Here is a 12,893-nt window from a genome sequence, read left to right as displayed (position 1 = left end):
TTCGGGATGCGGACTGTAAATTTAGGAGGTTATCAATTATGAGATTTATTTCCTGCTCTGACTACACGGCTATGAGCCGTCAGGCCGCGAATCTCATCTCTGCGCAAGTCATCGTCAAGCCCAATTGCGTGCTGGGTCTGGCCACCGGTTCCACCCCCATCGGCACCTATAAGCAGCTGATCGAGTGGTACAACAAGGGCGACCTGTCCTTTGCCAACGTCCGTTCCGTCAACCTGGACGAGTACAAGGGCCTGTCTGGCGATCACGACCAGAGCTACCGCTACTTCATGCAGAACAACCTCTTCAACCACGTGGATATTGATGTGGCCAACACCAGCGTCCCCAACGGCAAGGCTGAGGATGCTGACGCTGAGTGCGCTGCCTACGACGCCCACATCCGTGAGCTGGGCGGCATCGACCTGCAGCTGCTGGGCATGGGCCACAACGGTCACATCGGCTTCAACGAGCCTGCCGACGAGTTTGTGGGCCCCACTCACGTGGTGGAGCTGGCTCAGAGCACCATCGACGCCAACAAGCGCTTCTTCGCCTCCGAGGCTGACGTGCCCCGTCAGGCTCTGACCATGGGCATGGCCGCCATTCTCCAGGCTCGCTCCGTGGTGGTGGTTGTCAGCGGCGAGGACAAGGCTGAGATCGTCCACAAGGCTTTCTTTGGCCCCATCACTCCCCGCGTGCCCGCCTCTCTGCTGCAGCTGCACCCCAACGTGACTGTGGTGGGCGACGAGGCCGCCTTCTCCGTGCTGCGTAAGGAGGGTTGCCTGTGAGACTCGCGGGCGGACAGGTCTTTGATCCCCAGGCCGGCTTTGTTGTCAAAGACGTGTGCCTGGAGGGCGGAAAGATCGTAGAGAATTGTCAGGACAACGGCGTGGATGTGTCCGGGTGCTATGTCATCCCCGGCCTCACCGATGTCCATTTCCACGGCTGCGTGGGGGCCGATGTCTCCGACGCAGACGCTCAGGGGCTGGCGGATATGGCAGCTTACGAGCTGTCCCGTGGCGTGACCCAGATTTGCCCCGCTGGCATGACTCTGGCTGCCGAGCAGCTGGAGAAGGTGTGCACCACCGCTGCCCAGCACCGTGCCGCCAACGTGCCCGGCGCTGAGCTGGTGGGTATTCACCTGGAGGGCCCCTTCCTGGCCGCTGCCAAGAAGGGCGCTCAGAACGGCGCTTGGCTGCGCGATCCCGACGTGGCTCTGCTGCGCCACCTGAAGGAGTGTTCCCAGGGCCTGGTGAAGCTGGTTTCTCTGGCTCCCGAGCTGGATGGCGCCATGGATTTTATCCGTGAGGTGAAGGACGAGGTGTCCGTGAGCCTGGCTCACACCACCGCCGACTATGACACTGCTATGGCTGCGTTTGAGGCTGGTGCCAACCATGTCACCCACCTCTACAACGCCATGCCTCCCTTTGCTCACCGTGACCCCGGCGTCATCGGCGCTGCTGCCGACAGCAAGGACGCCTACGTGGAAATCATCTGTGACGGCGTGCACGTGCACCCCGCAGTCATCCGGGCCACCTTCCGGATGATGGGCCGTGAGCGGATGGTGCTGGTCAGCGACACCATGCGTGCCGCTGGTATGCCCGACGGTGAGTACACCTTGGGCGGTCAGGCCGTGTTCGTCAAGGGCAACCGGGCTGAGCTGGCCGACGGCACTCTGGCTGGTTCTGTCACCGACCTGATGAACTGCATGAAGACGGCCGTCTCCTTCGGCATCCCCCTGGAGGATGCTGTGATGGCCGCCGCCGTCAACTCTGCCAAGTCCATCGGCATCTACGACCGTGTGGGTAGCCTGGACGTGGGCAAGGATGCCAACGTGGTGGTCCTGGACAAGGACCTGAACCTGAAGGCCGTCCTGTTCCGGGGCGAGCTGGTCCACGGGGTCCTGTAATCAGACCCAATACGTATCAGAAGAGCTGGTGCAGAGATACCTCTGCGCCAGCTCTTTGTCATACCCGGCACTTCCCCTCATACAGTGGTGTGGGGGTGATTGCTTTGCACATTCACTTTGTCATCGTGGACCACAACAGAGGAGACGCTCTGCAAGAGTTGTGGGGCAGAATCTTGACGGAAAAGCTGTGCAGCTGCTGGAGATAGAGAGGGGGAGACCCCTCTTTATCTTTTTTGGAAAGAAGGGAAGAAGTGTGTGAGAATTGCAGCCTATTGCCGGGTGTCCACGGCCAAAGAGGAGCAGCTGGACAGTCTGGCCAATCAGAAGGAGTTTTTTGAAGCCTATGCCCGGACCAACGGGTACGAGTTGGTCCGGGTCTATGCCGATGAGGGAATTTCCGGCACACAGATGCGGAAACGAGAGCAGTTTCAGGCGTTACTTCGAGATGCTGCCCGACATCACTTCGATTTGGTGGTGGTGAAAGATATTTCCCGATTTGCCCGCAATACAGTGGATTTCCTCCAGAGCGTGCGGGCCCTCAAAGACCTGGGGGTGAATACCCGCTTTCTCACCGCCAATATGGACAGCCTGGGGGAGTCCGAGTTTGTGCTCACCCTATTTGGGGCCCTGGCTCAAGAGGAGAGTGCCAACCTCAGCCGCCGCGTAAAGTTTGGTAAACGCCTCAACGCCCAGAAGGGGCGGGTGCCTCGGCTGCTCTACGGCTACCACCGGGTGGACAATTTCCAACTAGCCATCTGTCCAGAAGAGGCCCAGGTGGTGCGCAAGATATTCTCCCTGTATGTGGACCAGGGGCTGGGCTGCCGCACCATTGCCCAACAGCTCAACGGGCTGGGGTATGTGACCAAACAGGGCTGTCCGTGGACCCCGTCCGCCGTCCACCGCATCCTCACAAACCCCATCTACTGCGGCCACCACGTCAATCACAAGTATGAGGTGGAAAACTACCTCACGGGGAAGCGAAAAAAGCTACCCCCTCAGGAGCAATTTCACCATCCACGGCCCCAGTGGGCCATTGTCACACCGGAGCAGTTTGCCCAGGCCCAACAGCAGCGGCAACAGCGGGCCAAGGCCTGTGGGCCGGGGCAATCTCCAGGCCGATATAGCGCCCGGCATCCCTTCAGCGGCCTCATTGTCTGCGGAGAGTGCGGGAGAAGCTTTTGCCGCAAGACCTATACCTATGCCAACACCCGAGTGTACTGGAAGTGCTGGGGGAATGACCAGGGGCTGTGTGCCAACCGCACCAAAATCGAGGAGGAACAGCTGGTGGCTGCCATCCGGGACCATGTCGGTGAGTGTATCACCAACCTGGAAGGATGGAAGCAGAGTGTGGTGGATGGAGTTCTGAACCATATCTCAGGGGTACCCCAGGAGGAGAGTGAACTGGAACGGCTGGCACAGCGAAAGAAGCGGTATGAGCGGCTCTATGCCAACGGAATTATCCCCCTGGAACAGCTGCAACAGGAACTGGCAGAAATACAGACAAGGGAAGACACTTTACAGGAAGAATGGGCGGGAGAGCATAGCGATGCAGCGAAAATTCTGGCGCAGCTGGAAGAGTACATGAGGTGGGAGGGGCTGGAACGGGCAGATGTAGCCAAGCTGGTGGAGAAGATCACCGCCGACGAGCGGGGAGAGGTGCGGATTATTTTGAGGGCGGATGGCGGGACCTCTCCAGTTGATCCCGACCGTGGAGGCGGTTGATCCCATCATCCTGGGGATGAAGCTGGTGGATGGCTGTGAGAGCAACGGCTGCTGCTGTTGCTGCGACCCCAACGACATCCCCACCTGCATCACCTCCTGCTTCCCCGGCGAGCTGTCCATGAGCAGCGAGGGCAAGCGGGTGTATGTGACCCTGGGTCAGTTCTCCATGATTCGGCTGGAGCGAGACAGCCAGCTGCTCATTCCCGCCTATGACTACTGCATTCCCAACAAGGAGTGCACCGGTGGAAACGAGGAGGACCCCTGCGCTCTGTTCCGCAAGGTCCAGTTCCCCACCGAGGAGTTCTTCCCGCCCAACACGGTTTCCCCGCCAGAAGGCTACCAGGAGGCCAAAAACTGCAATCCCTGCTGCTGAAACCCGGTCTGGGAGGGGCGTTGCCTGACAACGCCCCTCCCAATTTCGTGGAGAACCACACTTTTTTTTTAACGGGAATTCTGCTATAATACACGAGTATCTTTCTAACCAGATACCAACCTAGAGACACAAGCCGGAGGGTTTGCATATGAATGAGATACATAAGCTGTACCAGCAGCTCAGGCAGCGGCTGCCCCAGCTGGAACTGCGTCAGGATGAGCCGATGAGCCGCCACACCACCTTTCGGGTGGGCGGTCCGGCGGCGCTGATGGCGCTGCCCCGACAGACGGAGGAGCTGGTGGAGGCGGTGAAGCTGGCCCGTGCCTGGGAGATTCCCACGGTGATGGTGGGCAACGGCTCCAACCTGTTGGTGGACGATAACGGCGTGAATGCTTTTGTGATAAAAACCGTGCCCCAGTATGCCCAGTGCCATATTGAAGGAGAGAACATGACGGCAGAGGCCGGAATTCTCCTCTCCCAGCTGGCCAATCAGGCGGCCCAGGCCCAGCTCACGGGGCTGGAATTTGCCCACGGCATTCCTGGCAGCTTGGGCGGCGGCGTGACCATGAACGCTGGCGCCTATGGCGGGGAGCTGAAGCAGGTCGTGACCCAGGTGGGGGTGCTGACCCCCACCGGAGAGGTGGAGGAGTGGGACGCTCAGCGCTGCCAGTTTGCCTACCGCCATACCGCCTTTAGCGACGGGGAAAACTTGGTGCTATGGGCCAAGCTTCACTTGGAGCCAGGTGATGGCCAGGAAATCCGGGACAAAATGAAGGATTTGGCTGGCCGCCGCCGGGAGAAGCAGCCCCTGGATTTTCCCAGTGCAGGCTCCACCTTTAAGCGCCCGGAGGGCCATTTTGCCGCCGCCCTCATTGACCAGTGCGGCCTCAAGGGCCTGCGTGTGGGCGGCGCCATGGTTTCGGAGAAGCACGCTGGATTTGTCGTCAACGTAGGAGGGGCCACTTGTGCCGACATTCTGCGTCTGATGGATCAGGTCCGGGAGCGGGTGTTCCGGGACACCGGCGTGGAGCTGGAGCCAGAGGTCAGATACCTCAAGTAAGGAGGCAGAGAGTATGCAGTTATTCATTGTATCGGGTGTGTCCGGGGCGGGAAAGTCCACGGTAATCTCCATTTTGGAGGACAGTGGCTATTTTTGTGTGGATAACCTGCCCCCGGAGCTGATTCCCAAGTTTGCAGAGCTGTGCCAGATGGGCAGCGGGGAGCATCAGCGGGCTGCCGTGGTGTGTGACATCCGAGGTGGCAGCCACTTTGACGGTCTGTTCCAGGCTTTGGACACCCTGGACAGCATGAAGGTGCCCTATCAGATTCTGTTTGTGGAGGCGGATGACCAGACCATCATCAAGCGGTACAAGGAGACCCGACGCAGCCACCCCCTGATGGACAGCCAGGGCACTTTGGCCCGAGCCGTTCAGATGGAGCGCAGGCTCATGAAGCCGGTGCGGGATCGGGCGGACATTGTGCTCCAAACCGACGCCATGTCCACCCGAAAGCTGCGGGACCGAGTGCTGGAACTGGTGTACCCCGGGCGGAAGAAGGTCAGCCAGCTGAATGTGTGCGTTACCTCCTTTGGATTTAAATACGGCCTGCCCATGGAGGCGGACCTGGTTTTTGACGTGCGGTTTTTGCCCAATCCCTTCTACATCGAAGAGTTGAAGCACCAGACGGGCTTGGACGACGGCGTGCGGGATTACGTGTTTCAGTTCGCCCAGAGCCAGGAATTCCTGGAGAAGCTGGAGGACATGGTGGGATTTTTGCTGCCCCAGTTTGTAGAAGAGGGGAAGAGCATGGTGGTGGTGGCCATCGGTTGTACGGGCGGCCAGCACCGCTCAGTGGCCATGACCCATGCGCTGGCAGAGTACGTGCGTAGTTTGGGCTATCAGGTCTCGGAGAACCACCGGGACATGACGAGGGCTTGAGATATGGGAAAGAAACACGGACCGGCTATTGTGGCCATTGGCGGCGGACACGGACTGTCTGCCGTGTTGCGTGGATTGAAGAACTGCACCGATGACCTCACTGCCATTGTCACGGTGGCGGATGACGGCGGCGGCTCCGGCACCCTGCGGGAGGAGCTGGGTATGCCCCCACCGGGGGATATCCGCAACTGTATGGAGGCCTTGGCCGACGAGGAGTCTTTGATGCGTACCCTGCTTGCCTACCGCTATCCCGAGGGACGGCTGGCGGGTCAGGCGTTTGGAAACCTGCTTCTGGCGGCCCTGGACGGAATTTCTACCTCCTTTGACCAGGCGGTGGCCCAGATGAGCCAGGTTCTGGCCATTCGAGGTACTATTCTGCCCGTAACCAATGAGAATATCCAGCTGGAGGCCGTGTTTGAAAACGGCACCCAGGTGTGCGGAGAGTCCAAGATCTTCAACTTTAAAAAGCAGCAGAACTGCGGGATTCACCATGTGCGCCTCATCCCCGAGCATCCCCCCGCGCTGCCTGCAGCGGTGGAGGCCATCAGCCGGGCGGACATCATTTTGCTGGGGCCTGGCAGCCTGTACACCAGCGTCATCCCCAACCTGCTGGTGGACGGCATCTCCGACGCCATTGAGGAGAGCAAGGCACTGAAAATCTACGTCTGCAACATCATGACTCAGGACGGGGAGACCGAGGGTATGACCGCCTCCGAGCATCTGGCGGCATTGCTGGAGCACGGCGGGCCCCAGTTGGTGGACCTGTGCCTGTGCAACAATGCGGCTCTGCCCCGTGAGATGTTGTACCGCTACCAGCTGGAGGACGCTGTGCCTCTGGTGGTAGACCGCCGGGAGATGGAGATTCTGGGGGCTGAGGTAGTGTGCCGCCCCCTCACCGATGAAAAGGTGGACTTCGCCCGGCATTCCGGGGACAAGGTGGCCCAGGCGGTGCTGGAGCTGTACCAGCAGCGGGGACACACCAAGACATTTTGACAAAAGGAGCAGATGCATGTGACCTTTTCTGCCCAGGTAAAACAAGAACTATGCAAACAGCCCCTCAGCCGCCGCTGCTGCGCTCAGGCGGAGGCCTACGGAATTTTGCTCTACTGCAATACGTTCCAGCCCCGACAGGTGCGCATCATTACGGAATCCCCTCAGCTTAAGCAGCGGCTGCCCCTGCTGTTTCGTAAGGCATTTCGGGTGGAGTTTGACGTGATTCCCACCGGGGAGGGGAAGGGCAGTTTTCTCATTGAGGACCCGGAGAAGCTGCACATCCTCTTTGACACCTTTGGACTGGAGCGGGACTCCGCTGTGTCGGTGCACATCAACTTTGCCCATCTGGAAGAGGAGCACTGCCAGACGGCCTTTTTCCGAGGCGCCTTTTTGGCGGGGGGGTCGGTGACCGACCCGGGTAAGAGCTATCATCTGGAGCTGGCCACCTCCCACGGGGCGGTGGGGCGGGAGAGCATCGCCCTGCTCCAGGAGCTGGGCTTTACCCCCAAGGACACCCAGCGCAAGGGCAATCACGTGACCTATTTCAAGCAGAGCGACCACATCGAGGACTTTCTCACCACCGTGGGCGCCCCCATCTCTGCCATGGAGATTATGACTGCCAAGCTGGAGCGGGACCTGCGGGGCAGCGTCAACCGGAGGGTCAACTGCGATGCCGCCAATCTGGATAAGACGGTGGAGGCGGCCCGGTGGCAGATGGATGCCATCTACCGCCTGGAGGAGCGGGGAATGCTGGAAGACCTGCCGGATAAATTAAAGGAGGCGGTGGACCTGCGCATGGCCCACCCGGAGTTGACCTTGGCACAGTTGGCAGAGCTGTGCACCCCTCCGGTGTCCAAGTCCGCTTTGAACCACCGACTGCGCAAGCTGGCCCAGCTGGCGGAGAGCTGAGAGAGAAAACCTTTTACCCAGGAGGATACATTCATGGCTTTTGTCCATCTACATGTACATACCGAATACTCCCTGTTGGACGGGGCCTGCCGCATCAAGCAGTTGGTGGAGCGGGTCAAGGAGCTGGGACAGGAGGCTGTGGCCATCACCGACCACGGAGTGATGTTCGGCGCTGTGGACTTTTACCGGGCCTGCCTGGGGGCGGGCATCAAGCCCATCATCGGCTGTGAGGTGTATGTGGCCCCCCGGTCCCGGTTCGACCACACCCGAGAGCTGGACGGCTCTCCCCGCCACCTGGTGCTGCTGTGTAAAAATGAGACGGGGTACCGCAACCTCAGCTATCTGGTGTCCATGGCCTATGTGGAGGGCTTTTACGGCAAGCCTCGGGTGGATATGGAGCTGTTGCGGGCCCACAGTGAGGGCCTCATCGCCCTGTCTGCCTGCCTGGGCGGGGAAATTCCCCGGCGGTTGATGGCGGGGGACTACCAGGGGGCGCTGGCCCACGCCCTGGAGATGCGGGACATCTTTGGGGAGGACAGCTACTACCTGGAGATTCAGGACCACGGCATCGACCAGCAGAAGGCGGTGAACGCCGGGATTTTCCGCCTCCACGCTGAGACGGGGATTCCCCTGGTGGCCACCAACGACGCCCACTACCTCACCCGAGAGGACTCGGTGATGCAGGACGTGCTCATGTGCGTCCAGACAGGCAAGCGGCTGGAGGACACCGACCGTATGCGCTTTGAGACCCAGGAGTTCTACATCAAAAGCGAAGAGGAGATGTGCGCCCTCTTTCCCCAGTGCCCGGAGGCCATTGAAAACACTTCCAAGATTGCCCAGATGTGTCAGGTGGACTTCCAGTTCGGGGTCCATCACCTGCCGGAGTTCAAGCTGCCGGAGGGGGAGACCGATGGGGACGCCTATTTTGAGCGCCTGTGCCGCCAGGGCTTCCAGCAGCGGTATCCAGGGGCCGGGGAGGAGTACCAGCAGCGGCTGGAGATGGAGATGAACATGATTCGCCGCATGGGCTTTGTGGACTACTTCCTCATCGTCTCCGACTTCATCGGCTACGCCAAGAGCCAGGGTATCCCCGTGGGCCCGGGGCGTGGTTCTGCCGCCGGGTCCATGGTGTCCTACTGTCTGTATATCACCGACATTGACCCCATGAAGTACTCCCTGTACTTCGAGCGATTCCTCAACCCTGAGCGAGTGACCATGCCGGATATCGATATTGACTTCTGCATCCGCCGCCGTCAGGAGGTCATCGACTACGTGTCCCGGAAGTACGGGGAGGACCACGTGGCCCAGATCGTCACCTTTGGTACCATGAAGGCCAAGGCGGCCATCCGGGACGTGGGCCGGGTGATGGACATGCCCTACGCCGAGGTGGACGCCATTGCCAAGCAGGTGCCCTTTGCCCTGGATATGACCCTGGACAAGGCTCTAGTGCTGTCCAAGGGTCTGGCGGACCTGTACAACGGCAACGAAAAGGTCAAGCAGCTGGTGGATATGGCCCGGAAGCTGGAAGGCATGCCCCGCAACGCCTCCACCCACGCCGCTGGCGTAGTCATTACCCGGCGGCCGGTGTATGAGTATGTGCCCCTGGCTACCAACGACGATGTGCCCGTGACCCAGTACACCATGGTGACCCTGGAAGAGCTGGGCCTTTTGAAAATGGACTTTCTGGGCCTGCGGAACCTGACCATTTTGGACGACGCTGTGAAGATGGTCAAGGAGCACAACCCGGACTTCTCTCTCAGCGAGATTCGAGACGACGACCCGGAGGTATTCCGTATGCTCTCCGAGGGGCACACCTCTGGTGTGTTCCAGATGGAGTCGGCGGGCATGACGGGGGTGTGCGTGGGCCTCAAGCCCCAGAACATTGAGGACATCACCGCTATCATCGCCCTGTACCGACCCGGCCCCATGGACTCCATCCCCAAGTTTATCGCCAGTAAGCAGGACCCCCGGTGTATTTCCTACCGGAATCCCGCCCTGGAGCCCATTTTGTCCGTGACCTATGGGTGTATCGTCTACCAGGAGCAGGTCATTGAGATTTTCCGCCGCCTGGCGGGCTACTCTCTGGGCCAGGCGGACATGGTGCGCCGGGCCATGAGTAAGAAGAAGGTCAAGGACATTGAGCGGGAGCGGGAGGCCTTTATCAACGGCGACCCTCAGCGCAACATTGAAGGTTGTGTGGCTCGGGGTATTCCGGCGGAGGATGCCCAAGCCATCTATGATGAAATTTACGCCTTTGCCAACTACGCCTTCAACAAGGCCCACGCCGTGAGCTACGCCATTGTGGCCTATCAGACGGCGTGGTTTAAGTGCCACTACACTCGGGAGTATATGGCGGCTCTGCTCACCTCGGTGCTGGACTCTCAGGACAAGGTGGCGGAGTACATTGCCGAATGTAAGGAAAACGGCATCGCTCTGTTGCCCCCCGATATCAACGAGTCGGGTCTGAGCTTTACCGTATCGGGCAATAACATCCGATTCGGACTGGCCGCCCTCAAGGGCGTGGGCCGGGGCTTTGTCAATGCGGTACTAACCCAGCGGCAGCAGGGAGGCCCCTTCACCTCCTTCCCTGACTTCTGCGCCCGCATGAGCCACAACGATCTCAATAAGCGGGTGCTGGAGAGTCTCATCCGGGCGGGGTGTTTTGACCGCATGGGCTATCGCCGCAGCCAGCTGCTGAAGGTCTTTGAGCAGGTGGTGGACTCCATTCTCCGTGACCAGCGGCAGAAACTGGAGGGGCAGTTTGACCTCTTCGGTGGTCAGGAGAGCCTGGAGCCGGAGATGAAGCTGCCGGACATTCCCGAGTTTTCTCCCGCGGAGCTCATGGCCATGGAGAAGGAAGTCACAGGCCTGTATCTGTCCGGCCATCCCATGGACCAGTACCGCCGCCAGGTGCAGAAGCTCCGTGCGGTGCCCATTGCCACCCTGATCCAGGGCTGCTCGGAGGAGGGGGACCGTCCTCCCAAGTTCTCCGACGGCCAGAAGGTGACCGTGGCGGGTGTGGTGGCCACGGTGAAGACCAAGACCACCAAGAACAACACCATGATGGCCTACGTCTCCCTGGAGGACGCCACGGGGGCTATGGAGCTGATGGTGTTCTCCCGGGTGCTGGGGGAGTGTGGCCACTACCTCAAGGCAGGGCTTCCTGTGGCCGTCACCGGGCGTTTGTCCCAGCGGGACGAGAAGGAGCCTCAGATCATGGCCGACTGGATTGGACCCCTGAGTGGAGAGGACCAGCAGAGCCCAACGCCAGAGGAGAGCGAGGCAGAAAAGACCCTGTGGATTCGCCTGCCCGACGGAAATGAGTCCCTGGTGTGGCTGAAAAAGCTGCTGAGTATGTTCCCCGGCCAGAGCCGCACGGTGGTCTACCTGCAAGACAGCAAAAAGAAGCTGCTGGCGGGCTGTCTGCACCATGCGGTGCTGCTGGAGGAACTGAGAGAGACGCTGGGCGAGGACAGCGTGGTTTTGCGGTAAAGAGGAGATACCATGAATCGGATACTGACGCATATCGGAAAGTTGTTGTTTCACCGACTGGGCATTATGGCGGTGTTGATCGTCGTTCAGTTGGGGTTCTACGTGTTTGCCCTTTCCAGGCTACAGGAGATTCCCCATTACGACATGATACATGGGGCCTTTTTGATCTTGTCCATTCTGGTGGTGGTGTGGATTGTAGCCAGTAAGAGTAATCCAGGGTATAAGATCAGCTGGATTATCATTGTTCTGGGTCTGATGCCCTTTGGGTCGCTGGCCTATCTGCTCTTGGGTGGAAACCACCTGTCCAACTTCAACCAGAAGCGTCTGCGCATCATGGAGGAGAAAGTGTGCCAGAACCTGGGGGATGAGTGCCACCGGGCCGGGGCCCTGACCCAACTCATTGGCTCGGATGCCTCGTGCATGGCCAACTACCTGGAGCAGGTGGCCCACTGCCCGGTATATGGCAACACCAAGAGCCACTATTATCCCCTGGGGGACAACTGTTACAGCGACATTCTGGCCGCCCTGTGGGGGGCCAAGCGGTATATCTTCATCGAATACTTTATCATTGAAGAGGGTAAGCTTTGGAACTCCATCCTGGACGTGCTGCAAGTGAAGGTGCAGCAGGGGGTGGAGGTCCGGGTGATCTACGACGACGTGGGGTCCATCTTCACCCTTCCGGCGGATTACCCGGAGCGCATGGAAAAGCTGGGCATCCAGTGCCGGGTGTTTAACCGCATCCTCCCGGTGGTGTCTCTGCGCCAGAATAACCGGGACCACCGGAAATATATGATCATCGACGGAACGGTGGCCTTTACCGGGGGCATCAACATGGCGGACGAGTACATCAACGTCAAGTCCCGGTTCGGCCATTGGAAGGATTCTGCCATCCGCCTGGAGGGGGATGCGGTGTGGTCTATGACGGTGTCGTTCCTGTCCATGTGGGACTTCACCGAGAACAGTGCCGAGGACTTTGACGGTTACCGGCCGGAGCCCTCGGCGTGGAGCGAGGTGGGCTATGTGCAGCCCTACCAGGACTGCCCTTGGGACAATGAGCCGGTGGGGCTGTCGGTGTACCTCAACCTCATCAACCGGGCCAAGCGGTATGTGTACATCACCACGCCGTACCTGGTCATTGACTACTCCATGACGGTAGCCCTCACCACCGCCGCCAAGTCCGGGGTGGACGTGCGCATCATCACCCCCCACATCCCGGACAAAAAGACGGTGTTTGAGGTGACCCGGGCCCACTACGACGAGCTTATAGAGGCGGGCGTGAAGATCTATGAGTACACCCCCGGCTTCATCCACAGTAAAAACTTTGTGGTGGACGACTGTTATGCCACCGTAGGCACGGTGAATATGGACTACCGCAGTATGTTTTTGCACTTTGAAAACGGGGTGCTCCTGTATGGCACCCCCACTGTCCACCAGATCCGGGACGACTTTTTGAGTACCCAGGACAAGAGCGTGGCGGTGACCCTGGAGCAGTGTAAGAGCGTGCCCTACTACCGCCGCTTGGGGCGGGAAATCTTGCAGGTGCTTGCTCCGCTGTTATAAGAAA

General features: G+C 59.7%; 10 protein-coding genes. All 10 read left to right on the top strand.

The features are described 5' to 3' along the window. The first annotated feature begins 38 nt into the window (after positions 1-38). Positions 39-782 carry a glucosamine-6-phosphate deaminase gene (gene nagB / locus B5F22_RS01340; protein WP_087389971.1) on the top strand — a complete coding sequence of 248 codons (744 nt, stop codon included), beginning with the start codon at positions 39-41 and terminating at the stop codon, positions 780-782. Then, positions 779-1,903, top strand: coding sequence for an N-acetylglucosamine-6-phosphate deacetylase (gene nagA / locus B5F22_RS01335; protein WP_087389968.1), 1,125 nt, complete (start codon positions 779-781; stop codon positions 1,901-1,903). The genes nagB and nagA overlap by 4 nt, the downstream gene beginning before the upstream one ends. A gap of 255 nt (positions 1,904-2,158) precedes the next feature. Then, the gene (locus tag B5F22_RS01330; protein WP_087389965.1) at positions 2,159-3,625 is read left to right on the top strand and encodes a recombinase family protein; all 1,467 of its coding nucleotides are present in this window, start codon (positions 2,159-2,161) and stop codon (positions 3,623-3,625) included. Then, positions 3,612-3,998, top strand: coding sequence for a hypothetical protein (locus B5F22_RS01325; RefSeq protein WP_204210472.1), 387 nt, complete (start codon positions 3,612-3,614; stop codon positions 3,996-3,998). Before B5F22_RS01330 ends, B5F22_RS01325 begins: the two co-directional genes overlap by 14 nt. A gap of 148 nt (positions 3,999-4,146) precedes the next feature. Continuing rightward, the gene (gene murB / locus B5F22_RS01320) at positions 4,147-5,058 is read left to right on the top strand and encodes a UDP-N-acetylmuramate dehydrogenase (protein WP_087389962.1); all 912 of its coding nucleotides are present in this window, start codon (positions 4,147-4,149) and stop codon (positions 5,056-5,058) included. Positions 5,059-5,071: 13 nt separating this feature from the next. Then, the gene (gene rapZ, locus B5F22_RS01315; RefSeq protein ID WP_087389959.1) at positions 5,072-5,935 is read left to right on the top strand and encodes an RNase adapter RapZ; all 864 of its coding nucleotides are present in this window, start codon (positions 5,072-5,074) and stop codon (positions 5,933-5,935) included. Positions 5,936-5,938: 3 nt separating this feature from the next. Beyond that, entirely contained in the window at positions 5,939-6,928 is a 990-nt protein-coding gene (locus B5F22_RS01310; RefSeq protein WP_087389956.1) for a gluconeogenesis factor YvcK family protein, read from the top strand. A gap of 12 nt (positions 6,929-6,940) precedes the next feature. Next, complete coding sequence (whiA, locus tag B5F22_RS01305; RefSeq protein WP_242955027.1) at positions 6,941-7,837, top strand: DNA-binding protein WhiA; 897 nt, start codon at positions 6,941-6,943, stop codon at positions 7,835-7,837. 33 nt (positions 7,838-7,870) lie between these two features. After that, positions 7,871-11,329: a DNA polymerase III subunit alpha gene (locus B5F22_RS01300; protein WP_087389953.1), complete on the top strand. Its 3,459-nt coding sequence runs from the start codon at positions 7,871-7,873 to the stop codon at positions 11,327-11,329. 12 nt (positions 11,330-11,341) lie between these two features. Next, positions 11,342-12,889, top strand: a complete 1,548-nt coding sequence (gene cls / locus B5F22_RS01295) for a cardiolipin synthase (RefSeq protein WP_087389950.1) — start codon at positions 11,342-11,344, stop codon at positions 12,887-12,889. Positions 12,890-12,893: the final 4 nt, after the last annotated feature.

Origin of the sequence: Pseudoflavonifractor sp. An187 (assembly GCF_002160275.1) — a bacterium.
GTDB classification, from domain to species: domain Bacteria; phylum Bacillota; class Clostridia; order Oscillospirales; family Oscillospiraceae; genus Enterenecus; species Enterenecus faecium.
This window is presented reverse-complemented; position numbering and strand designations above follow the sequence as displayed.